General features: G+C 68.7%; 18 protein-coding genes. 11 read left to right on the top strand and 7 right to left on the bottom strand.

Annotated elements, in window-relative coordinates; all coding sequences use genetic code 11:
- Positions 1–22 precede the first annotated feature (22 nt).
- Both ACLJRL_RS28740 and ACLJRL_RS28735 read left to right on the top strand, forming a co-directional pair.
- Positions 23–2,839, top strand: a complete 2,817-nt coding sequence (locus tag ACLJRL_RS28740) for a TIR domain-containing protein (RefSeq protein ID WP_410659431.1) — start codon at positions 23–25, stop codon at positions 2,837–2,839.
- Between the two features lie 3 nt (positions 2,840–2,842).
- A complete protein-coding gene (locus ACLJRL_RS28735) occupies positions 2,843–4,432 on the top strand; it encodes a protein kinase domain-containing protein (protein ID WP_410659430.1) in 1,590 nt (529 codons plus the stop codon).
- A 22-nt stretch (positions 4,433–4,454) separates the two neighbouring features.
- Here ACLJRL_RS28735 and ACLJRL_RS28730 read toward each other — a convergent pair whose 3' ends face one another.
- The gene (locus tag ACLJRL_RS28730) at positions 4,455–5,444 is read right to left on the bottom strand and encodes a hypothetical protein (protein WP_410659429.1); all 990 of its coding nucleotides are present in this window, start codon (positions 5,442–5,444) and stop codon (positions 4,455–4,457) included.
- Positions 5,445–5,707: 263 nt separating this feature from the next.
- Here ACLJRL_RS28730 and ACLJRL_RS28725 point away from each other — a divergent pair, with 263 nt between their 5' ends.
- From ACLJRL_RS28725 to ACLJRL_RS28710, 4 genes are all read left to right on the top strand, one after another.
- Positions 5,708–5,866: a hypothetical protein gene (locus ACLJRL_RS28725; RefSeq protein ID WP_410659428.1), complete on the top strand. Its 159-nt coding sequence runs from the start codon at positions 5,708–5,710 to the stop codon at positions 5,864–5,866.
- A gap of 201 nt (positions 5,867–6,067) precedes the next feature.
- Positions 6,068–8,260, top strand: coding sequence for a tetratricopeptide repeat protein (locus ACLJRL_RS28720; protein ID WP_410659427.1), 2,193 nt, complete (start codon positions 6,068–6,070; stop codon positions 8,258–8,260).
- Between the two features lie 81 nt (positions 8,261–8,341).
- Positions 8,342–9,340, top strand: a complete 999-nt coding sequence (locus ACLJRL_RS28715; protein ID WP_410659426.1) for an SEFIR domain-containing protein — start codon at positions 8,342–8,344, stop codon at positions 9,338–9,340.
- A 272-nt stretch (positions 9,341–9,612) separates the two neighbouring features.
- Positions 9,613–9,960 carry an STAS domain-containing protein gene (locus tag ACLJRL_RS28710; protein ID WP_410659425.1) on the top strand — a complete coding sequence of 116 codons (348 nt, stop codon included), beginning with the start codon at positions 9,613–9,615 and terminating at the stop codon, positions 9,958–9,960.
- Here the strand turns inward: ACLJRL_RS28710 and ACLJRL_RS28705 are convergent.
- Entirely contained in the window at positions 9,950–11,149 is a 1,200-nt protein-coding gene (locus ACLJRL_RS28705; RefSeq protein ID WP_410659424.1) for an acyl-CoA dehydrogenase family protein, read from the bottom strand. The two genes, ACLJRL_RS28710 and ACLJRL_RS28705, sit on opposite strands and share 11 nt — an antisense overlap.
- A 118-nt stretch (positions 11,150–11,267) precedes the next feature.
- On the opposite strand from ACLJRL_RS28705, the gene ACLJRL_RS28700 reads away from it, so the two are divergent.
- Both ACLJRL_RS28700 and ACLJRL_RS28695 read left to right on the top strand, forming a co-directional pair.
- Positions 11,268–11,933 (top strand): winged helix-turn-helix transcriptional regulator, encoded by a 666-nt coding sequence (locus ACLJRL_RS28700; RefSeq protein WP_410659423.1) that lies wholly within the window; start codon positions 11,268–11,270, stop codon positions 11,931–11,933.
- Positions 11,934–12,009: 76 nt separating this feature from the next.
- Complete coding sequence (locus ACLJRL_RS28695) at positions 12,010–13,251, top strand: PucR family transcriptional regulator (RefSeq protein ID WP_410659422.1); 1,242 nt, start codon at positions 12,010–12,012, stop codon at positions 13,249–13,251.
- A gap of 3 nt (positions 13,252–13,254) precedes the next feature.
- Here ACLJRL_RS28695 and ACLJRL_RS28690 read toward each other — a convergent pair whose 3' ends face one another.
- Both ACLJRL_RS28690 and ACLJRL_RS28685 read right to left on the bottom strand, forming a co-directional pair.
- Positions 13,255–14,100, bottom strand: a complete 846-nt coding sequence (locus ACLJRL_RS28690) for an SGNH/GDSL hydrolase family protein (protein ID WP_410659421.1) — start codon at positions 14,098–14,100, stop codon at positions 13,255–13,257.
- Between the two features lie 185 nt (positions 14,101–14,285).
- The gene (locus ACLJRL_RS28685; protein ID WP_410659420.1) at positions 14,286–14,633 is read right to left on the bottom strand and encodes an STAS domain-containing protein; all 348 of its coding nucleotides are present in this window, start codon (positions 14,631–14,633) and stop codon (positions 14,286–14,288) included.
- A gap of 146 nt (positions 14,634–14,779) precedes the next feature.
- Here ACLJRL_RS28685 and ACLJRL_RS28680 point away from each other — a divergent pair, with 146 nt between their 5' ends.
- The gene (locus ACLJRL_RS28680) at positions 14,780–15,709 is read left to right on the top strand and encodes a universal stress protein (RefSeq protein WP_410659419.1); all 930 of its coding nucleotides are present in this window, start codon (positions 14,780–14,782) and stop codon (positions 15,707–15,709) included.
- 9 nt (positions 15,710–15,718) lie between these two features.
- Here ACLJRL_RS28680 and ACLJRL_RS28675 read toward each other — a convergent pair whose 3' ends face one another.
- Complete coding sequence (locus ACLJRL_RS28675) at positions 15,719–16,087, bottom strand: hypothetical protein (RefSeq protein ID WP_410659418.1); 369 nt, start codon at positions 16,085–16,087, stop codon at positions 15,719–15,721.
- Positions 16,088–16,158: 71 nt separating this feature from the next.
- Between ACLJRL_RS28675 and ACLJRL_RS28670 the strand changes: the two genes are divergently transcribed.
- On the top strand, positions 16,159–17,235 hold the full coding sequence (locus tag ACLJRL_RS28670) for a glutamate--cysteine ligase (protein ID WP_410659417.1): 1,077 nt from the start codon (positions 16,159–16,161) through the stop codon (positions 17,233–17,235).
- 176 nt (positions 17,236–17,411) lie between these two features.
- On the opposite strand, the gene ACLJRL_RS28665 is transcribed toward ACLJRL_RS28670, so the two are convergent.
- Together ACLJRL_RS28665 and ACLJRL_RS28660 are read right to left on the bottom strand one after the other, a co-directional pair.
- The gene (locus ACLJRL_RS28665; RefSeq protein WP_410659416.1) at positions 17,412–19,436 is read right to left on the bottom strand and encodes a CocE/NonD family hydrolase; all 2,025 of its coding nucleotides are present in this window, start codon (positions 19,434–19,436) and stop codon (positions 17,412–17,414) included.
- 3 nt (positions 19,437–19,439) lie between these two features.
- A complete protein-coding gene (locus tag ACLJRL_RS28660; RefSeq protein WP_410659415.1) occupies positions 19,440–20,738 on the bottom strand; it encodes an acetyl-CoA carboxylase biotin carboxylase subunit family protein in 1,299 nt (432 codons plus the stop codon).
- An 82-nt stretch (positions 20,739–20,820) separates the two neighbouring features.
- On the opposite strand from ACLJRL_RS28660, the gene ACLJRL_RS28655 reads away from it, so the two are divergent.
- Positions 20,821–22,341, top strand: a complete 1,521-nt coding sequence (locus ACLJRL_RS28655) for an FAD-dependent oxidoreductase (RefSeq protein WP_410659414.1) — start codon at positions 20,821–20,823, stop codon at positions 22,339–22,341.

The following is a 22,341-nucleotide window of genomic DNA, read 5'->3' as shown; positions in this document are numbered from 1 at the left end:
CGACCCCGGAGAGAGTGCGCAGATGAGGGAACCCGACCCTGGCCTGTCCGATGCTCGCAGCACGGATCGTTTCGATGTCTTCCTGTGTTTCACCCGGGCCGATCCTGACGGGGCGGCACGCGTCGCCGAGATCGAGGACGCGCTGCGCACCGCGGGGCTCCGTGTCTTCCGGGACACCGTCATCGACGAGTTCGCACCGATCACCCGCGAGCTCGCCGATGCGATAGCCGGCTCACGCGTCCTGCTCGTCTACTACTCTCACGTCCTGCCCACCCGGTATGCCTGCCAGTGGGAACTGACCGCGGCGTTCGTCGCCGCGAAGCGGCACGGCGCCCCGGCGGACCGGGTACTGGCCATCAATCCGGAGCCCGGCAGCGGGCATATCGCACCGGTGGAACTGGCCGACGCGAAGTTCTTCTCCGGGCCGGTCACGTCGCGGACGATGCCCGGTCTGGTCGAGCGCGTCCGGCGCAAGGTCACCGAAGCCGGACATCCTCTCGGCGCCTGGAACCGGACGTCCGGGCGACGCCCGCCGGCACGGATCGTCGGACGGTACCGGGAGCTCTGGTCCGTCCACAGTGGTCTGCACGCCGCCGAATTCCCCGGTATGACGCCGTATTCACGGCCCGTGCTGATGCTGCGCGGCCTGCCGGGTGTGGGCAAGACCGCGCTGGCGGAGCAGTATGCCTACCTCTTTCACGGCGCCTTCGGCGGCGGCGTTCTCCGGCTCGGCCCCTTCGGGCACCACGCACCGGAGGAGGTCCTTTCCCAATTCCACCTGACGTTGGCGCGAGTGGCCTCGGAACAGCTGGACATCGACGTCTCGGGCATGGACCTCGACAGGCTGCGCGAACACGTCGCCGAGCGGATCAGTGCCGCGGGCGAAAAAGTCCTCGTGCTCATCGACGACGTACCGGCGGGGCTTCCTCTGAACGTACTCGAACGGCTGCTGCTTCCCTCGTCCGAAGTGGCCACGCTGATCACGACCCGGGTGGAGCATTCCCCGTGGAATGCCGCTGCCGTCGATCTGAAGGGGTTGTCCCCGGATGAAGGCATCCGGCTCTTCGCCGAATACCGCGAGCCGGCCGACAACGCCGAACGCGAAGCGGTGCTGCGCCTGGTCGAGCGGTGCGGCGGACACCCGATCACGGTGCGCGCCAGCGCTTTGGCCGCGCGGCACTGGCCCGGACCAGTCACCGACGCCTCGCTCGCCTCTCGCCCGGACACCGCGCCGCCGGCGATCCGTGACCTGCTCGCCCTCTTCGGTCCGCTCGCCTCCCGGCTGGTCCGGCTGGGCAGCCTGCTGGCCCCGGTACCGTTCCCGCTCGGCTTCGCCCGCGACGTGCTCGGTGTCGATTGCGAACGCGATTTCGCGGACGCCGTCGACGAGCTGGTGACGCAGTGCGCCGTCTCGCGGGTGGACGGCGGACTGCAGTTACAACCGCTCGTGGCGGAAGTGGCCAGGAGTGAGCACGAACCGGATGGCCTGCACCAGCACGCGACGGAAGCCTTGCTGGGCCTTCTTTCCGGGGGGCACGCCGAATACCGGGATTTCCTCCTCCAACACGCCCGCACCCTCGCCGAGCGCGCGTCGGCGGACCACCGGATCCGGCTGTTGCGCCCGATCGCGACCGCTCATGACCGGCAAGGCGATCCACTGGCCGCGGGCGAAATCCACGCGATGATCCTGACCACCGAGGGGGCGACGAGCGCGGACTTCGTGGCGGCGGCGCGCGTGGAGATCGCCTGCGGGCTCTACGTGGAGGCCGCGCGGCACGCCCGGCGCGCGCTGCTGCTGGCGAGCACCGACGACGAACGCTACGCGGCCCGGCTCATCGCCGCTCAGGCACTCGACTTCCAAGGCGACTACGACGCCGGCGACCGGACGTTCTGGCGCGAGTACAGCGGACGGTTCCCGAGCCGGCGCGAAGACCGGTTGACCGCGGTCGTGGCGACCGCGCAGGCCTTCCGCCTGCGCGGCCTCCCCCGGGAGTCCATCACGTTGCTCGACGCGAGCTTGCCGGAGCTGCACGACGCTCCCCCTGGACCGCTCCGCGACGAGACCTTGCCCTCCGCCATGCTCGAATACGCCCGCGCCCAGCTGCTCGACGGCCATCCGCGACGGGCGCGGCAGGTCGCCGCGGAGGTGGTCGCGGGCTTCCACGCCTCGGGCCGGGAACGGCATTTCCGGAGTACCGAGGCTGATCTCCTGCGGGCGGAAGCGACGGTCACTCTCGATTTGCGGGACCTGCGGCCGGACCGGTCCGATGGGGAAAGATCCGCCACGGAACTGCGCGAACTCGAAGGTAAGTACGAAAAGCGCTACGGCTCGGAGAATCCACTGACCTTGACCGTCGCGGTCCTGGCCGATCGCGCGCTCTTGACGCTGGGGCGACCGCGACAGGCCTTGCGTGTGCTGAGCGCGACCGAGCAGACCGTGCTCCGCGTCCTCGGGGGCGAGCACCAGCTGCGCTACCGGATCCGGCACGGCATGGCGCAGGCGCACGGCCAGTTGCGCGAGTTCGGCCGTCAGGCGGATCTGCTCGAAGACATCCTCCTGCCCCAGATCCGGCTGCTGGGCTTGACCCACCCGGAAACCCTGGAAAGCAGGCTCGACCTCGGAATCGCGCTCGCGTTCAGCGGGCGCGGCCAGTACCGGCGCGCCACCGAACTCGTCGACGGCGCGGCGGACGACATCGTCGCGGCGCTCGGTATCGCGACCGAGCTGTCGGCGAAGGCGATCGCCGCGAAACGGGTCGTCCGACTCCCCCGGCCGTTGGTCTCCGCACTGTTCACGGCCGAACGGATGTTCGCGCCGGGCAAGAAGAAAGGCGAATGACACATGGATCGTGAACTGGCGGGCCGCTACCGGCTCGGCGAGCCGCTGGGCCGAGGTTCGGCCGGAGAGGTCTTCGCCGCCACTGGGCCGGGTGGCGAAGACCTGGCGATCAAGCTTCTGCCCTTCGGAAGCGCGCACGAACCCGCGATCGTCGAGCGCTTTCTCCGGGCCCAGTCCCAGCTTGTCGGTCTGCGGCACGACAACCTCGTGCTCCTGCACGACGTCGTCATCGAGGACGACGCCATCGCGCTGATTCAGGATCGCGTGCCCGGTGGGTCGCTGAAATTCCTGCTCGGTACGGCGGGCACCCTGTTGCCCGCGGAGATCGCCCGGATCGGCGCGGGCATCGCGTCCGCACTGCACGAGGTCCACGCGCTCGGCATCGTCCACGGTGCGGTGACGCCCGCGAACGTCCTCATGGACGACAGCGGCTCGGTGCGGGTACCGAGGCTGTCGGACACCGCCACCTCGCTGCTGACACCCCGCGCTTCCAGACCTGCCTCCTTGCTGGCCGCTTCGACGTACACCGCTCCTGAGACCGACGAGCCCGCCGCCGATCTGTATTCGCTCGGAGTGCTGCTCTACGAGCTGTATTGCGGTGTCACGCCGTTCGCGGCCGGCTTCGTCCGGACAGCCGACGAAGGACCAGGCCGGCCGGGACAGCTCCCGCAACCCTTGTGGGACTTGGTCCGGCTCCTCACGGCCTTCGACCCGTCGTTCCGGCCACCGGCGGACCGGACGGCCACCGTGCTCCGTGCGATGGCACCCGACCTCCTCGGGATCCCTGTCGGACAGCGCCTCGAACGGCCGCCGCGGCCCGAATCGGCGGCAGACCGAAAGGACTCCCTTCCTCCTTCGTTCATGATCGGAGACCAGATGTACGGCGAGAAGTTGTACAGTCCCCCGCCCAAGCGGAAGAAGAAGTGGGTGCCGATCGCCCTCGCGACCACCGTGGTCGCCGCCGGCGCGATCACCACCGTCGCCCTGGCCGGCAACTCGCCGTCGCCGAGCCCGCAAGCGGCCGCGCCGGGACCCACGACCACGGTGCAGGCGACGGTGACCACGACCTCTCCGCCGAGCAGCGCCGGCCAGGCGTCGGGAAGCTCCTCGGCGTCCACACCGCCGAGTACGCCCTCCCTGCCCGCCGAGCGCTACCTCAACGAACTCGAACCGGTGACGGGGTCGTTCAACTCCTCTCGCCAGACGGGTTCTGTCGCCGGCAAGACCTACCTGCACACCCTCGCCACCGGCGTCCAAGAATGCAGCCAGGCGGATTCCGCCGAGTACAACCTTTCCAAGGGTTTCCGGCGGCTCGTCGCTTCGGCCGGCCTCGACGACAACTCGGCGGACTCGGCGCTCAAAGTGCAGCTGGAGGTCTTCGGCGACGGCCGCAAGCTGCTCTCGACGACGCTCGAACTGAACAAGATGGTGCCGGTCGATCTCGACCTCACCGGCGTCCTCCGGCTCAAGATCGGCTGGCAGCCGGTGAGGTCCGGAGACGACTGTGGAGCGTCGGACAACCGCCTCGACCTCGGCGAGGCCAAACTGCTCGGACTGCCCGAAGAGATTCCGCCGACCACGACCACGAGCTGACCGGGTCCGGCCTGTCCGGCCGTCAGTTCGCCGAACCGGACAGGCCCTGATCCGCGGGTTTCCAGCGCACTCCATAGGCGAAACCGGGCGCGAGCCCCCGGAACTGGACGTGGACCTCTCCCGAGGCGTCCGGTGTCAAGAGAACTCCCCGCGTCGCCTCATCGCTCGCGTCGTCCTGGAATACCCGCTCCAGTTGCACGACTTCCACCGGCACCGGCACCGGAAACCGGACGTGCAGGTCGAAGAAGTCGACCGGGTGCCGGGGGACGCAGACGAAGTGGGGTTCTTTGAGGTCGGCCCTGAACCGCAACGCGATTTCATGCCGGCCCTGCCGATGCAGCGGCACGGGTAAGCGCAGAGCGAGGCCGACCCGGTCGCTGGACTCCATCACGCGCTCAGCCAGCATTCCACCGTGGAACACCTCGACCCGAAGATCCTTGTCATCGAATGATTCGCCGTGGTTCGCCGATTTGGTCAGGGTCATGGCCAGGTCCAGCTCGGCGATGTCGTCGGCATCCGCGACGATCCGGCGGAACTCGAAGCCCTCCGGGACCGGCTGGTCGAGGGCGAGGGCCACCCGCAATTCTTCGGTATGCCAGCGTGTGCTGGGCGAGCCGTGCGAGTCCGGCCCGGATTCGCTTGTGGACGCCACCGCGATCTCCGCGAGCCGCTCGATGCCTTCGTCGATCCGCCGGCGTGCCGTCCGATCATCACGGACGAGAGATCTCGCCAGCCAGCGGACCCGTTCTTGGTAAAAGGCGTCGCGGGCCTCGTCGTGCAGCGCGAACGCGGCCAGTACAGCGGTGCGCAGGTCATCGGGCAAGGCCGGAGTCCACCTGGTCACGCATTCCGTCACTTTTCTTCTTATCTCCGCGTTTCCGTCATCCTCGGCGATCAAGCAGACCGCGCGCAGGGCGGGCCCGGCGCGTTCGGCCAGCTGAGGGGCCGAAATACCCCTTCCCCGCCGGAGCAGCTTCAATTCGCCGGCCAGGTCCACAGCGCTGACGTTCACCGGTCCTCCCCTAATGGTTCGAGCACGGTGGTCAATAGTCGTCAGCACGGACGTCCGTGTCCAGCCGGTCACGGCGTATATCGACGATCGTTATTTTGGGTTTTCCTTTCCCGCCCATACGGGAAACAGGAAACTCCTTGTCGCCTCCGGGCAGGCATCGCATTCTTGGTTGGTCGCCGCGATTTCGCCGCGAATAACACCCCCACCAGCGGTTCTCCCGCGTTTTCGAGTGCTGCCCTGGCACGCCCATCGAAGGAGTCGGAATGAAGGTCGAGTGCTCGTTTTCGCTGCTCCTGAGGCTGGCTTTCTGGCTTGGAGTGGTCGCGATCTTCATCGGGGCAGTGCTCGGCAGCGCGACGGGATCCGCCCCCGCGAACCCGGTCAAGACCGCGGTCGCCACGCACGGAGAGGAGGTGCGCTGACCATGCAGACCCACGCCATCGGCCTGATCCTGGCCCTGCTCGGCTTCGTGTTCGGCTGAGACGACGATGAACGACGACCACGGGCTGTGCGCGCAGCCGCCGGTCGGGTCCGCGGACCTGGCCGGCGCTCCCGCGGCCACTGGACGATGCCGGAAAAGTGTCCACACGGCCATACTGATCCTCCGACGAGGATGGGTGCTGATGAACGAGCGAGCCACGTTCGGAGCCGAGCTGAGGCGCCGCCGCAGGGCGGCCGGCCTCTCGCTGACCGAACTGGCCGATCGCACCCACTACAGCAAGGGTTACCTCAGTAAAGTCGAAACCGGGCTCGCCACACCGAACCCCGCACTCGCCACGTTGTGTGAAGCCGAACTCGACGTCGCAGGGGCCCTCACCTCGCTGCTGCCCAACGAGCCCGTGCGGCGCAGGACACGGCCCGATGTCCGGCCGTCTGGCTTGCCACCCGCGACGGCCGCTTTCACCGGCAGGACCGAGGAATTACAGGCGATCCGCGCCGCACTGGAAGCAGACGGCGGTGTCTGCGTCGTGTCCGGGATGGGCGGTGTCGGCAAGACGGAACTCGCGAGCCGGTGCGCGCACCGGCTCGAATCCGGGTTCGCCGACGGCTGCTTGTTCATCGACCTGCGAGGGTACGGACCCGGCGACCCCACCGCCGGAACCGCGGCCGTCCACGACAGATTGTTGCGCGTGCTCGGCGTTCCGGCGGAGCGGATCCCTGGGGATCCTGACGATCGCGCGGCGCTGTACCGATCCCGTCTTCGCGGCCGCAGTGTTCTTTTGGTGCTGGACAACGCCGTCAGCGCGGCACAGGTGCGTCCACTGCTGCCGGCCGAGCCGAAGTGCCGGGTCCTGATCACCAGCAGGTCCAGGCTGAGCGCGCTCGACGACGCCGGGCACGTCTCCTTGGACATGCTCCCCCTTCCCGCCGCGGTGGAACTTTTCACCACTCTCACCGGCGTTCCCGCCGGAATTGCCGTCACCCGGGTGGTCCAACGATGTGCCCGGCTCCCCCTCGCGATCCGGATCGCCGCGGCGAGGCTGCGCGCGCATCGGGCTTGGGACGTCTCGGAACTCGAGCGCCGGCTCGAAGATGAAAGCGCTCGCCTGGCAGAACTGGACGACGGCGAACGCACGCTCGTCGCCGCGTTCCAGCTGTCCGTACGGCAGCTGAGCAGTGCCGAGTCGAGGCTTTTCGGCTTACTCACCGTCCATCCGGGATCCGATGTCGACATCCACGCTGCGAGCGCCCTGAGTGCGCTCTCGTTGAGGGAGACCGATCACTTACTGGAACGTCTGCACGAAGCCCACCTGCTCACCCAACCAGAATCGGATCGGTACGGATTCCATGACCTGCTACGCGCATTTGCCACTGAATTCGTACTCACCGACCCGGAGGACGAAATAATGGCGTTCCAGCGCCTCACCGCTTACGCCGTGCGAAATACCGCCGAGGCCGACAAGCGACTCACCCCGCACCGCTTCGTGCCGGAGATCGAATTCGACTCGGGGACCCCCGAACCGGTCCGGCTGGACGACAGCGAGATGGCGATGGCCTGGTTCCGCGCCGAATGGCCGGGGCTGGTGGCGCTCTGCCGGGCGGCGGGTGAACGCGGTGAGCACGCACGGTGCTGGCAGCTGGCCTTCTTCCTGCGCGACTTCTTCTTCGTGGCCAAGCTCTGGGATGCCTGGCTGGACACGCATCGGTGGGCGCGGGCCTCCGCCGAAGCGATCGGGGACACCTGGGCGCTCGCCACCACCACGGCCAATCTGGGTGTCGCGCTCGTCGATCGCGGCGATCTCGACGAGGCGTCGGCGTGCTACGGCGAAGCTCTCGCGCTCTACCGTCGAATCGGTGACGGCCATGGGGAAAGCACGGCGCTGGCGCACAGCGGCTGGGCCGATCACTACCGGGGCAAGCACACCGAGGCGCTCCGGGATCTCCGCCAGGCGCGAGCGTTCTACGTCCGTGACGGCAACCGCCGCAACGCCGCGATCACCGGCCGCGGGATCGCCTTGGCGCTGACGGCACTCGGCCAGGCCGACGAGGCCGCCTCGGTCGCCACCGAGACGCTGTCCGTCTTCGACGAACTCGGACTGGACCTCGACGCCGCGATGGCCCTCAACTGCGTGGGCTGGGCCTGGTTCCACGCGCGGCGGCACGACCTCGCCGCGTCGGCCTACCGCGCCGCCGCGGACCGCGCCGAGTCCTGCGGAAGCCCCTACGAGACCGCTCGCGCGTACGTCGGTCTGGGCAATGTGGCGGCGGCCGAAGGCTCCACCGCCCTGGCGGCCGAATTCTGGGACCGCGCCGACGAAATCCACCCGGATCTCGATCAGGTCATGGTCGGCGAGGCTCGGGCGCGGAGGGCGTAACGGCCCGGTCCGGCGGACCGACTTCCGCGGAGACACCGCCGATTCGCCGCCGTGCAGACGTCGGCGGCCTGGAGACCGACGATGACATCCCGCCCGCGCGTCTTCATTTCCTATTCGCACGACAGCGAAGACCACAAGACCCTGGTGCGCCGGTTCGCCGATTTCCTGGCCATGAAGCTCGGGCTGGAGGTACACCTCGACCAGTGGGCCGACGGCGCGAGAATCGACTGGTCACGGTGGGCGGTGAGGCAGCTGAAGGCCGCGGACTACACGCTCGCCGTCGTGTCGCCGCAGTACAAGCGGCGGACCGACGGCCAGGAATCCCCGCACATCGGACGCGGCTCGCAGTTCGAAGGGGCGATCCTGCGCGACCTGCTGACCGGGGACATCGAGGAGTACACGGCACGGATCCTGCCGGTGATCCTGCCCGGCCGGTCGATCGACGACATCCCGCAGTTTCTCAGCCCGTACAGCGCCACGCATTTCGTCGTCCGGCACTTCACACCCGACGACGACGGCGTCGCCGCCCTGGTCCGCGCCATCCGGCGGCAGCCCCTGTACGGGATGCCTGACGGCGAACAGCCCCCGTTCGGTGACGGCGGCTACCGCAGTCCCGCCACCCGCAGGAACCTCCTGCTGACTCGCGAGCTCACTCCGGTGTCGAAAGGCTCCGACCTCCGGATGGGCGCGGCGCTCCTGGACGGTGTGCACTACGGGAACAGCATCACGTACCGCTGTTCGACCTTCTGCGCCGAGCCGCGAGGCGTCGTCGAGTACAACCTGGGTAGGCGCTACCGGCGGTTCAAGGTCACCGCCGGTGTACTCGACGACGCACACGACGCGCGGCAGGTCGGGCACTTCGAGGTCTTCCTCGACGGAGTCGCGCAGCCGGTCGAGTCAGCGAAACTCGGCTCCCCCGCCGTGCTCGACGTCGACGTCGCGGAGGTCCTGCGCCTTCAGCTGGTCGCGTACCGGACCGGCACCACCGCCCATCCCATGCTCGCCGGGGCGCGGATGGCGGGCGGGTTGTCCAACGGCCTGCCCGAGCTGGCTTGGGGCGACCCCACCGTCACCACCTAGGTGACCCACGGCTCCGGCCCTGGTCAACGGGCATGTGGGCGGGGACGTGACCGGCCCGATACGGCAACAGTCCCCCGCTCGTCCGGCAAGTTCGGCCGCCGGACTGCTACGGTTGACCCGTCGCGGTTCAGTCACCAGCCGCCGGATCCCCTTTTCCCGGGTTCCGGCTTGCCTGAACAGGGCCTTGCCGGTACCCCGCCTACCGGCCAGGAGTCATGTTGACCGACTATCGCACACCCGCCTCCGATCTTTCCCGTTCGACTCGGAGATTCGTGTCCCCACTGGATGTCTCGGTCACCACCACCGACGCCGACACGGTCGTCACGGTGGCGGGTGAAATCGATCTCGCGGTCTCCGAACGCCTGCGGCAATGCCTGGAGGAAGAACTCCGGTTCAAGCCCGCGGCGTTGATCGCGGACCTGTCCGAAGTCTCCTTCTGCGATTCCTCCGGCTTCACCGCCCTGGTTCAGACCCGTGCCAAGGCCGAGGAGACGAATACCCCGTTCATCCTGGTCACCCAGGAGCGCGCCCTGCTGCGCCCGCTGGCGCTTCTCGGCCTCGACGCCGTCTTCAACGTGCACCCGACCGTCGACTCGGCGCGGGACGCGCTCACTCGCTGACGCCGGAGTCCCCGAGTGCCTGCTTGCCGGCGTAGATGAGCGTGGCCTCGGGGGTCAGCGGGTGGAAGGTGCCCGCGCGGACGTCCCGGAAGGCGCGCTCGAGTGGCGCACGGCGGAAGTAGGACCGGCCGCCGAGTACGTCCATCGCCAGGTCGACGACCTCGATCGCGGCCGTCACCGCCTGGCGTTTCGCCAGCATGACGGTCGCCAGGACCGACGGGCTCACCACGTAGCCGTCTCCGAGTTCGTCGACGGCGCCCAGCAGCGACCACCACGCGGTGCGCAGTCCCGCGTCCATCAGCCCGATCTGGCGCTGGATGCGGGGCGCCGCCGAATGCGGCACGGGACCCCGGGATCCGGCCGTCGCCGCGGCGACGGCGATATCCCTGGCACCGGAGGCGATCCCGAAATACGTCGCCCCCACGACCGGCGCGAAATGGATCGCCGCGGCCAGCAGCGGCACCCCGAATTCCCCGTACGGCCGCCGGCCGGCGATCTTGGCCACGGGCACCACGACGTCTTCGAGCACGACGTCGTGGCTCGCGGTTCCCCGCATTCCCAGCGTGTTCCACGTTTCCTCGATGCGGACGCCGGGTGCGTCGAGGGGCACGCTGAAGTGCAGCACCTCGGCGTTCTCCCCCGGTTCGCCCAGCACCGCGCTGGTCGCCACCACGGTCGCCCTCGGCGATTGACTGCAGAACATCTTGCGCCCGCTCACGCGGAACGTGTCGCCGTCCAGGATCGCGGTGGTGGCGGGCCAGAGCCAGTCGGAACCGCCGCTCGTGGCGATGACGATGCCTTCGTTCGCGATGCGGCGTAATACCCCTTCGGCGTCCGGCGCGCCTGCCCGGCGCCGGTAGCCCTGCATCAGCGTCAGGTACTGGTGCATCGCCGCAGACAACGCCGCCGCCCCGTCGTGCCGCGCGAGTTCCGCTTGGGCGTAACAGACTTGCCGCATCGAAGCGCCCAGCCCGCCGAGTTCTTCCGGCACGGCGAGCGCCAGGTAGCCGTGTTCCCGCATCGCGTCGTAGGCCTCGGTCACGAAGGTCGCGTCGCGGTCGTGCTCGGCGCTGTACTTCTCCGCGACAGCACCGATTCTGGCCGCCAGCCCGGTGAACCGGTCGTCGCCCGGACGCGCAGGCGTCGGGAAAGTACCCGTCTGTGACCGTTCGGTTTCGGTAATGGTCATGGAATTTCACCCTCTCGGAAGTCCTTGCCGACGACGGTAGGAACCGGCCGGGCGGGCAGGTAGTACAGAGACTGAACCGCGGTTGTAACGGCCGCGCCGCTCTCGCGACCTCGTAGGTGTGCGGACTTACGGCCAGTACTGTCCCGTCGTCCGGGCCATCGAGGTCCTCGGCGACCGCTGGACGCTGCTGATCGTGCGCGACATGCTGGTGGGCGCCCGGCGGTTCAACGAGATCGCCCGCGGCCTGCCGGGGTTGTCCCGCGCGCTGCTTTCCCGGCGGTTACGCCAATTGCAGCACGCCGGCCTGATCGTGCGGGCCGACGACGGATACGCCCTCACCCGCGCCGGCGAGGATCTGCGCCCGCTCGTGTTCGGCCTCGCCGACTGGGGCGCGCGGCACGCGTTCGGCGCCCCGCGGCCGGACGAACTCGATCCCGAGATCCTGATGTGGTGGATGCGCGGCCGGATCGACACCGCCGGGATCACCGAACGGGCGGTCATCCAGGTCGACATCGCCGACCGCCACCGCCTGTTCTGGCTCGTGCTCGAACCCGATGACGCGTCGGTCTGCTACAACGACCCCGGTTTCGAGATCGACGCCGTGCTCACCGCCGACCTCCCGACGCTCTACCGGATGTGGGTCGGCGAGATCGAACTCCTCGACGCCGTCCGCGCCGGCGACATCGCCCTGACCGGCGCTCGCTGGATCGTGCGCGGACTGCCCGCGTGGCTCCGCTACAGCCCGATCGCCGCCACCGTGCGCGCCACCCGGCCCCAACCCTGACCAGCTGTCATGATGTGTCACGGACAGCTGGAGGAATCATGGGAGAAATCACCAGGTCGAGCGCCCGGTGTTTGTGATGGGTGACAAAAGGCCGGAGTTCTTCATCGGCGGACGCCCGTTACCCGAACGGCTGACCGCGGCCCTGCCGTCGCTCACGAGGACGGTGCTCGCCGAGATCGTCTCCCGGGTCCCGGAATACGGCCTGCTCCCCGCCGAAGAGCTCAGCGGCGACATCACGCACGTGATCGAGCAGAACCTCCGCTCGTTCATCGACACCCTGCACACCGGGGCGACACCTTCGCAGGAGGAACGCGATTTCCTGCGCGAATCCGCCGCGCGACGTGCGGAAGAGGGCATCCCGATCGACATCGTGCTCACCGCGTACCACATCGGCATCCAGGTGGTCTGGGCTTCGTTGACCCCGGACGTGCGGCCGGAGGAGGTCGCCGACGTCCTGGCCGTCAACGCGCTGGCCCTGCGCTACCTCGAAGTGGTCACCCCGGCGGTCGGCGCGGGCTATCTCGACGAACGCCAGACGATGTTCGACGACGAGCGCTCGGCGCGGCACACGGTGCTTTCCGCTCTGCTCGACGGCGATTCCGCCGACGTCGCCGCGGGGCAGGCCGGTCTGCGCCTCCCGCCGGGTTACATCGTCCTCGCGGTGTCGGTCGGGATCCATCCCGACGAGGAGGCGAGCGGGGTCGATCCGCTGATCGCCGGACGCCGGAAGCTGCGGCGGCTGCGGGTGGAACTGGAACGCCAGATCCGCGGCACGGTGCTGTCCTCACTCACCCCCGAAGGCGGGATCGCCTTGCTGCCGTATGAAACCGCGGCGGATCAACTGTCCACAAGCGACTGGTCACGGCTGGAGCGGGTACTCGCCGACGTCGCCCGCGCGGCGGGCGCGGAAGTCACCGCCGGGGCCGCGGTGGCCGAGACCGCCGGCCTTCCCGCCGCGGCGGAACTGGCGCAGGACGTGCTCGCGGTCGCCACCGGATCCGGCAGACCGCCGGGGCTCTACCGGCTCGACGACGTCCTGCTCGAATACCAGCTGTCCCGACCCGGGCCCGCGCTCGACCGGCTGGCGACCCGGCTGGAACCGTTGGACGGCAACGAAGAACTCCTCCAGACCCTGGAGACGTTCCTGCGCTGTGGCGGACGACGGCAGACCGCCGCCGCCCTCCACGTCCACCCGAACACCGTCGACTACCGGCTGCGCCGGATCGCCGACCTCACCGGGCTCGACCCCACCCGGCTCGAGCACATCGCGCTGCTGAACGCGGCGCTGTCCGCCCGGTCTGCCGCCGGCCGGGAGTGAACCTCAGCGCGCCGCCTTCGCGATCGCGGCGCCGAACACCGCCATCCCCTGCGCGTTCGGGTGCAGCGGGGCCGCGGCGTGCGCGGGGATCAGGCCTTCGAGGTAGCGATCGCGCGGTGCGGCGCAGATGTCGTGGCCGACGGTGAGCGAGGCGAAGTCGACGAACGTCGCGCCGTGCGCCTGAGCCTGCTCACGAGCGGTGGAGCTGATCAGGTTCATGACACTCTGCAGGTAATTCGCGTCCCGCGCCCAGACGGGCTGGACCGGATGGCAGCCGTCGCGCCGGATGTAGGTGCCGTACCCGGTCACGAGGATCTTCGCGCGCGGTGCCCTGGCGCGGATTTCCTCCAGCGCCTCACCGAGTTTCGGGCCCCACGCCCGGACCGAGTCGGCGAGCGGGTCCTTGCCTCCCGCGGTGAGCCGGTCGGCGCAGGAGAGGCCCGCCGGTTCGGGCAGCAGGTTGATACAGCTCAGTGCCTGCTGGAAGAGCCCGGAGTCGTTGGCGCCCACCGTGATGGACACCAGGCCGGTCGTCGGCTTGAGCGCGTCGAACTGGGGCGCCAGGATGCCGAACCGGCGGTTCGCGAAATCCGCCGTCACCGCACCGGAACACGTCACGTCGGCCAGTTTCGCCCCGAGTGACGCCGCCGCGATCGCCGGATAGTCGTGGTCGGAGCGCAGGCAAAGCAGGTTGGGGTCCTGATCCGGGATCAGCGGTCCCGCGGCGGCCGAATCGCCTAGCGCGACGTACTCCAGTTGCCCGGCCTGCACCGGAGCCGCCGCCACGGTCACCGCCGCCACGGCCGCGAGTGCCACCAGCCCCACTTTGAACCGCCTGCCCAGCGCCATTCCAGCCTCCAACACCGTTGTTGTTACCGCGCGGTAATGCGTCCTCACATCCTGCGGTCCACGGGCCGGTGCGACGGTGGGGAATTCTCCAGACTTCGCCGGAAGTCGTTGTGATGGATCACGAACGCGACAAAGGCCCTGGACAGAAGCCCAGGGCGCTTATGTCGCGGTTTATGTCGCGGTGTCTAGAGAGTTCGGAGGCCGTCTCCGTCGTAGAGGTCGAGCATCCGGCGCGCCGACCGGCACTCGCCGGGGTGGATGAACAAGAGAGTTCCCCTCTCGTCGGCGAGCAGTTGCGCCCGCTCGAGCACCCGAAAACCGGCCACACCGAAGAAATCAAGCTCGGACAGGTTGACGATCAGCTTCGCGCCGTGGCCGTGGAGCCGCTCACTGAGCATCTGCCACAACCGCGGCGCGGTGCCGAGGTCGACCTCGCCGCTCACCTTGACGACAGCGGTCCCCTTGGCCGGCCTGCTCACATGCAGGCGGAGACGGCCCTCGCCGTCTTGACGCACCCGCGGCTGGGCGGGCACTGAAAAGGCGCGCTTCGCAGGAAAAGCTGGGGCCTCCGACAGGGAAGTCATACGGGGAAGTACCCCGGCGCGGCGCGCTGCGAAACCGTTGTCTGCTTGAAGATCGCCCAGAACGGGTACATCCCGCAGGTCGGAGGTGATGGTCTATGTCCCCTGCACAGACTCGGACCGGCCCGGTGGTGACCGGGTTCGACGGTTCACCGGAGGCCCGCCGGGCCGTTCGCTGGGCGGTGGCCGAGGCGAAGGCCCTGGATCGCGGCTTGGTGCTCGCCTACTGCACTAGGGATCGCTTGCCACCGCCCGGTGCCGACCTCGTCGCGGCGCCGATGGCGGCGGTCGTCGTCCCGGCGGCCGCCGACGAGGCGGACGCCGTGGAATCTGCCCGGAGGCAGCTGGCTTCGATGGCGGAAGCGATCCAGCGCACCGACCCGGATCTCGACGTCCGCACCGTCGTCCGCGGCGGTACTCCCGACGTCGTGCTGACCACGGTCGCCGACGAGACGGACGCCGCGATGATCGTGCTCGGCGAATCCCATACCGGCGTGTTCACCCGAGCTGTCCTCGGTTCCACCGAATCCGGCGTCACCCGGACCGCCGGACGGCCGGTCGTGGTCGTGCGCGGTGAAGAGCCCGCCCCGAGCGGACCGGTGGTCCTCGGCACCGACGGTTCCGAACAGAGCACTCAGGCGGCAGGGTTCGCGTTCGACTTCGCGGCACGGCACGGTCTCGCAGTGCACGCCGTTCACGTCGCGAGGATTCCGGTGTGGGGCCCGGCAGCTGAGCCGCTGCTCGGTGGCCCGGTGCTGGATCCCGCGCCCGCCATCCCGCAGGAGATCGCCGACGAACTCGTCGACAGGCAGCTGAAACCCTGGCAGGAGCGCTATCCGGAGGTCTCCGTGCGGATCGTGCACGGTATCGGCCCGGCCGGGCAGGCGCTGACCGGACAGTCCACGGACGCGGCGTTACTGGTGCTCGGCCGGAGCGATCGTGGTGACCTGAAGCGCCTGCTGCTGGGCTCGGTCAGCGACGACGCCCTGCACCACGCGCACTGCCCGGTGGCGGTGGTGCGTTCGTGAAGGAGCCGGTCAGCCGTCGAGCGGGGCGGCCAGGCCGCTGAGCATCTCCTGCGACGTCCGCAGTTCCTGCGCCAGCAGCTCTCCCGCCGTCCGCGCGTCGTCGAGGCCCTGGCCCACCGCCGCCACGGTGTCCCAGGCCTCGGCCGCCGGGCCCACTCGCGGGAGCCCGCCGTCCATCAGGCTCTGCTCGAGTTGCTCCTGCAGCGCCGGGAGGACGTGGGTGAGGTCGTCGGCCAACTGGCGCAAAGCTCCGAGCGTCCGGTTGAGATCGGCGGCGGAGTCCAGCTCGCCGTCCCGCACGCGCCGGTACAACTGGCGCACTACGGACGAGGCCTGTGCGGCCAGCAGGTACGGCGGCTCCGGCGAGACGAGGTCCATGACAGCTAATACCCCCTCCCCGCACCGGGAAAACAGGTTTGCCGATTCCGGCCCAGGGTATTCCCCCTTCCGTGACCGACGACCTCACTTTCGGTATCGAAGAAGAGTTCTTCATCGTGGACTCCGAAGGACATCTCTCCCAGAGCGGGGACACCGTAGTCGACTCCGCCTCGGAAGGCGAAGGGGAACTACAGCACGAGCTCACCCGATCGCAAGTGGAATCCGCGACCGGTATCTGCAGCACGCACGACGAGGCGTTGAAGCAGTTGCGGGGCCTGCGAACCGAGCTCGCCGAGGCCGCGGCCCAGCGCGGCTGCCGTCTCCTCCCCTGCGGAAGCCCGCCGGTGGCCGAGCTCGGCTTGCCGCATATCACCCCTAACCCCCGTTACGAGCGGATGGCCGAGCATTTCGGTGCCACGGCGCGGACTTCGCACACTTGCGGCTGCCATGTCCACATCGCGATCCCCGATCGCGAGACGGGCGTGCGGCTGATCACGCGTATCCGGCCCTGGTTGCCCGCCTTGCTGACGCTCACCGCGAACTCCGCCATCTCGGACGGTTTCGACACCGGCTACAGCAGCTGGCGGTACCAGCAATGGACCCGCTGGCCGTCGACCGGGCCGCCGCCGGAGTTCACGTCACTGGACCACTACGAGAGCATCGTGGACGCCTGGCTGCGGGCGGGCGCGATCCTCGACCGCAAGATGGTCTATTGGGACGTAAGGCTTTCCGAAGCGCAACCGACGGTGGAGTTCCGGTTTTCCGATGTCGCGGCGACGCCGGAGGATGCGGTGCTGCTCGGCGTCCTGATCCGCGGGCTCGTCACGACGATCCTCGACGACGAAAAGCCGGCATCGGGTCTGTCCAACGAAGTGCTGCGCGCCCATCTCTGGCGTGCCTCGCGGGACGGGCTGTCCGGGCGGTGTCCCCATCCTCGCACCGGCGATCTCGCGCCCACGACCGAAGTCGTCGGCGACGTCGTGGACTTCGCCGCGGCCGCGCTGGACTCGACCGGCGATCTGGACTTCGTGCGCGACGGCTGCGCCCGGCTGTTCGCCGAGGGGAGTGGGGCAGACCGGCAGCGGACCCGGTTCGCGGAACTGGAAAGCCCCGAGGACGTCGTGGACCTGCTCGTCGTGCGGGGCTGACGACCCGGTCAGCGAGGCCAGGGTCACGGATGACCTTGGTCTCGGTGACCGGCGCGCCGGCTTCCCTGCTTCGCCGGGGCTGCCCGCGCCGGGTCACCTCGCGGCCGGAGGACGTACAACCTCGCTGCACCGGCCGCTACTTCCGGGCTACCCCGCTCACCGCGTCGCTACACTTCCTAGACCTGATCCCGGGGAACCGCTCGATGCCAGTTGCGGGAGTAGGTCCTGCGGTCTCCCTCATAGCCGTCGAGCTGGGCGTCGATGACGAATTCGGTCGGGGTGCAGGAAACCCGCGTGCGGGTCTCGGTCCGGGCCTCCCAGCCGTCGCGCGCGAAGGTCATCGACCAAGCGGTTTCCGCGACGGGGGAACAGAAGTCGTCGGCCACCCACGAGTACCGTTCGAGCACGTTCCTGGTGACGTCGAGATCGATGTCTTCGAACCGGACCTTGCCCGCGTTCTTCACGATCTCGAGCGCGGACCGGTACTCGATCAGGTCACGGGAGACGGTCCAGCGCTGTTCTCCTGGTTCGAGCTGGGTGGCAGGCAACGGTTCCGCGCCTTCGGGCTCGTCGAACGGCCGCGCCGACACCTCGTCCGACTCGGCCATCGGCCGGACCGGAAGGGTGAGCGAACTCTGTCCGGTGTGGACGGTCACCCGCGCCGATTCCGGCGGTGGCCAGGCCAGCGGCCAGTACGACGACGAGAGCGACAGCCGGATCCGGTGCCCGGCGGGGAAGGCCTGCGCGACGGCGTTGAGTTCGATCCGCACCCGGTAGGGCTTGCCCGGCTCCAGCGGTTCGGGATCGTCGTGCCCGTCGCGGTGGGTCAGGTTCAGCAGCCCGTAGGTCACGCGAGTGGCGCGACCGTCCGGAGCGACGTCGGACAGCCGGACGGCGACCATCGCCACCGGCTTGTTCGCGGAGACCTCCAGATCCACCACCGGCGAACCGAGGATCTCGCACGGCTCGGTGAGTTCGTCGGTGTCGAAGACGAGCGACCCGCCGTCCTCTTCCCGCTGGTCGTAGGGCAGGTCGGGCGGAGCGCTGTAGGACGCCCACTTGCCGGCGAACTGGCCGACCGAAAGCGGGGACTCCACCTGCAGATTCTCCACCGGGACCTCTTCGCCGGGACGGGCGATCCGGTGCCGGGCCAGGCGGTGCTCCGACGGGTGCACGTGCGGCGAGGGCCAGGACGGCTCCCCCACCCAGCGGCCGGGCCGGTCCTCGTACGACGTCGAAGGGGGCACGCTGTCCTGCATCCAGGTCTGCAGCATCGGCCCGTCCATGACGCCGTTCTCGACGTCCTTCAGCCAGTGGTCCCACCAGCGCACGAGTTCCTGCAGGTAGCCGATCGCCGGGCCGGGCTGCCCCAGATGCGGGTACTTGTGCGACCACGGGCCGATCAGCCCGCGCCGGGGGACATCGAGGTTGGCCAGCAGACGGGAGACCGCATTCGAGTAGCCGTCCGCCCAGCCACTGGACGCGAGCACCGGCACCTGGATGTCGCTGTAGTTCTCACAGACCGACGCGTGCCGCCAGTAGTCGTCACGCCGTTGGTGGCTCAGCCACTCACCGATCCAGAGGCTGCAGTTCTCCAGCCGTTCGTGCCACAGGTCCCGCCACCGGTCCCCCGCCAGCGCCGGGTCGGGCGGCAACGTGCTGTAGGCGAACATCGTGGACGCCTCGGCCACGTTGTCCGAAAGCAGGCAGCCGCCCATGTAGTGCATGTCGTCGGCGTACCGGTCGTCGGTGAACGACGAGATCGCGATCGCGGCCAGGCCCGGGGGTTTGCGCGCGGCGGTCTGCAGCGCGGCGAAACCACCCCAGGAGATGCCCATCATCCCGGTCCGCCCGGTGCACCAAGGCTGGTCCGCGATCCAGTCGAGGACGTCCTCCGCGTCGAGTTGCTCCCGCTCCAGGTACTCGTCGGCGAGCACGCCCTCCGACTCCCCCGAACCACGGATGTCCACGCGGACACAGGCATACCCGTGCCCCGCCAGGTAGGGGTGGTGGATCGAGTCCCGCACCGACGTCAGATCCCGATGGCGGTACGGGATGTACTCGAGGATCGCCGGGACCGGCTCACTGTCCGAAGCCACCGGCCGCCAGATCCTCGCCGAAAGCCTGATTCCGTCGGACACCGTGATCCAGACGTGCTCGGATTCGGTGATCTCATACGGCAGCGAAGCCACCGTCCGCATGGGCTATCCCTCCTCGAAGTCGAACCGCAGCGCCTCGGTGCACCGGCGGTATTTCTGCTCCATCTCCCGCTCGGTCTGCGCCGCGACGAAGAGATGCGCGAGTTCGTAGCTGTAGCTGTCCTGTTCGGGCAGATCCGAGAGGCGAACGCCCTTTTCGGCCACCACCTCGATCTTCACCCCCGGGATCTCCTCCTGCAGTGTGGCGATCTCGGCCCGGGACGGAACCCGGGTGACGAGCGCGTCCTCGAAACGGCGGTAGTACCACTTGCCCGCGATCTGGTAGTCACCGCGATGCCGCCGCTCGCCGGGATCCCGGCCGAGACCCAGTTCCACCATGATCTGGTGGTTGGCCTGGCCGTCGACGTACTCGAACAGTTCAGCGTGCGACTGCGAATGCCTGGGGTTGATCTCCAGCAGGCAGGCCTGCCCGGAATCGGGGTGGCAGAAGAACTCGATGCTGAAGGTGGCGTTGTCGAAGCCGATGTGTTCCATCACCCGGACCGAGATCTCCTTCATCCGCCGGACCGCGTCGTCGGGCAGCTGCGACGGATACTGATGTCTCTGAAAGCAGTGCGATTCGGGGTAGTTGATCGAATCCAGGACGCCGTAGACCGTGGCTTGTCCTTTATAGACGTACCCTTCGGTCGCGGCCTGGACGCCGCTGAGCTCGCCTTCCGCGAGACAAGCCGCTCCCCCGACGTCGGCCACCTCCGCGGGGAGCTGGATCTTGCCGAGGACGAGATCGAAGGGATCGCCGACCCGGCCGACACCGGCGCGGATCTCGGCGACGGCTTTCTCGAACGTGTCCTCATCGGTGACGTGGAAGGCCAATTCCGACGAGAACGACTTCACCGGCTTGAGCCACATGGGGTAGCTCACCGCGGCAGGTGGCCGAGGGTCTTCCTCGTCCAGATCGACGATTCCGAAGGGCGGTACCTCGTCGATCACCTTCGACTGTTCGATGCGGCTCCAATACTTGTTCTCGCACTTGAGCACAGCCTCCAGCGATACGCCGGGCAGACCGTACTTCTCGCACAGCATCGCCACCATCGTCGAGGACGGGAAGTCCCAGTAGCTGACGATCGCGTCGATCGTGCCGTCGAAGGCGTCCAGATGCGCCTGTGCCTTTTCCATGAGTTCGACGATCAGGATCTCACCGTGCTGGAGTTCCTCGACCGAAAGCAAGGGGTGAAAGCGATATCCGTCCGCGCCGGGGATCCGCCGCAGGACCTCATCGTTGCCCTCGTCCAGACCGATGACGAAGATGTTCTTTTCCTCAGGGGGCTTGGGGGCTGTGTTCATAGCCGAGAACTACCCGTTCGAGTGAACCCGAAACTCGTTCGCCGCTGGTTTGACCGCGTTGTCGTGCGGGAATCCCCGCGCCATGACCGAGTTGCCCGGAACACGTTCACTGTGGCTCGACACCGCCCCCGCCCCCGATCGCACCGGCACGCCGCTGCCGGCGGAGATCGACGTCGCCGTCCTCGGCGGCGGCATCGCGGGTCTCACGACGGCCTACCGCTTGGCACGGGCCGGCCGCTCGGTCCTGGTCCTCGAGGCGAACCGGCTCGCGGCGGGTGTTTCCGGGCACACCACGGCGAAGATCAGTACGCAGCACGGGCTGAAGTACGCCGCGCTGGCCAAGAACAAGGGCGCGGAAGCGGCGGCGATGTACGCCTACACGCAAACGGCGGCCTTGGACTGGATCGCGGCCGCGTCGGCCGAACTCGGGATCGACTGCGGCTTCACCCGCGCCGACAGCTTCGTCTACACGACCCGGGCAGAGACCGTGGAAACCCTTGAGCGCGAAGCGGAAGCCGCCGCCGAAGCGGGTCTGCCGGCGTCCTACGTCACCGACGTGGACCTCGACGTCCCGGCGCTCGGCGCGGTCAAATTCACCGCCCAGGCTCATTTCCATCCTCGCCGGTGGCTGCTCGGCCTGGCCGACGAGATCGAGCGCGCGGGCGGCACGATCGTGGAGGGCGTCCGCGCGGAAGGCGCCGACGAAATCGGCGGCACCCGGGTGCTGACCAGCAGCGGCGAAGTACGGGCAGGCGAAGTCGTGGTGGCGACCCATTTCCCCGTGCTCGACCGTGGACTGTTCTTCGCCCGGCTCGACCCGGTGCGGGACCTGGTGGTCGCCGGCCCGGTCGAAGGGAACCGGCCCCCCAGCGGAATGTTCCTCGACGCGGACACGCACCATTCCGTCCGGAGCTACCTCAACGACGGCGTTCCGTACGCTGTCGCGGGTGGCGAGCACTACCGTGTCGGTGACTCCGTCGACGTCGAGAGCCGCTACGAACTGCTGGCGAGCTGGGCGAGCCGCCACGCCGGTGTACACCGCGTGACCCACCGCTGGTCCGCACATGATCTGTCCACTGTGGATTCCGTGCCGTACGTCGGGCGCTACCACCCCGCCACCCGCCATCTCTGGGTCGCCACGGGCTTCGGCCAATGGGGGATGACCGGCGGCACCGCGGCCGGGCTGTTGCTGGCGGATCTGGTGCTCGGGCGGGAAAACCCTTCGGCGGATCTGTACGACCCGAACCGCTTCGACCTCCGCTCCGCGATCACGGCGGTGGAGAACAACGCCACGGTGGCGAAGTTCATGGTCGGTGACCACTTCAGCGCGCTGCGTCAACCCGCCAAAGTGGACGAACTCGCGCCCGGCGAAGCCAAAGTGACCCGCGACGGCAGTGAACTCATCGCCGCCTACCGCGATCCCGGCGGCGAACTGCACGCCGTCGGTGCCCACTGCACCCACCTCGGTTGCCTGGTCGCGTTCAACAACGCGGAGAAGACCTGGGACTGCCCTTGCCACGGTTCGCGGTTCGGCCTGGACGGTTCGGTGATCCAAGGACCGGCCGTGCGCGCGCTGCCGAAGAAGACGGTTCCGCGCGCGTAG

Origin of the sequence: Amycolatopsis sp. lyj-112, assembly GCF_046549055.1 — a bacterium.
Classification (GTDB): Bacteria; Actinomycetota; Actinomycetes; order Mycobacteriales; family Pseudonocardiaceae; genus Amycolatopsis.
Note: the sequence above shows the minus strand (reverse complement) of the source record. Positions and strands in the feature narration are given on the sequence as shown.

Excerpts from the sequence above, each read along its gene's own strand:
- ACLJRL_RS28740 (WP_410659431.1), top strand. The coding sequence starts at position 23 with ATGAGGGAACCCGACCCTGGCCTGTCCGATGCTCGCAGCACGGATCGT.
- ACLJRL_RS28735 (WP_410659430.1), top strand. The coding sequence starts at position 2,843 with ATGGATCGTGAACTGGCGGGCCGCTACCGGCTCGGCGAGCCGCTGGGC.
- ACLJRL_RS28725 (WP_410659428.1), top strand. The coding sequence starts at position 5,708 with ATGAAGGTCGAGTGCTCGTTTTCGCTGCTCCTGAGGCTGGCTTTCTGG.
- ACLJRL_RS28720 (WP_410659427.1), top strand. The coding sequence starts at position 6,068 with ATGAACGAGCGAGCCACGTTCGGAGCCGAGCTGAGGCGCCGCCGCAGG.
- ACLJRL_RS28715 (WP_410659426.1), top strand. The coding sequence starts at position 8,342 with ATGACATCCCGCCCGCGCGTCTTCATTTCCTATTCGCACGACAGCGAA.
- ACLJRL_RS28705 (WP_410659424.1), bottom strand. The coding sequence starts at position 11,149 with ATGACCATTACCGAAACCGAACGGTCACAGACGGGTACTTTCCCGACG.
- ACLJRL_RS28695 (WP_410659422.1), top strand. The coding sequence starts at position 12,010 with ATGGGTGACAAAAGGCCGGAGTTCTTCATCGGCGGACGCCCGTTACCC.
- ACLJRL_RS28690 (WP_410659421.1), bottom strand. The coding sequence starts at position 14,100 with ATGGCGCTGGGCAGGCGGTTCAAAGTGGGGCTGGTGGCACTCGCGGCC.
- ACLJRL_RS28680 (WP_410659419.1), top strand. The coding sequence starts at position 14,780 with ATGTCCCCTGCACAGACTCGGACCGGCCCGGTGGTGACCGGGTTCGAC.
- ACLJRL_RS28675 (WP_410659418.1), bottom strand. The coding sequence starts at position 16,087 with ATGGACCTCGTCTCGCCGGAGCCGCCGTACCTGCTGGCCGCACAGGCC.
- ACLJRL_RS28665 (WP_410659416.1), bottom strand. The coding sequence starts at position 19,436 with ATGCGGACGGTGGCTTCGCTGCCGTATGAGATCACCGAATCCGAGCAC.
- ACLJRL_RS28660 (WP_410659415.1), bottom strand. The coding sequence starts at position 20,738 with ATGAACACAGCCCCCAAGCCCCCTGAGGAAAAGAACATCTTCGTCATC.
- ACLJRL_RS28655 (WP_410659414.1), top strand. The coding sequence starts at position 20,821 with ATGACCGAGTTGCCCGGAACACGTTCACTGTGGCTCGACACCGCCCCC.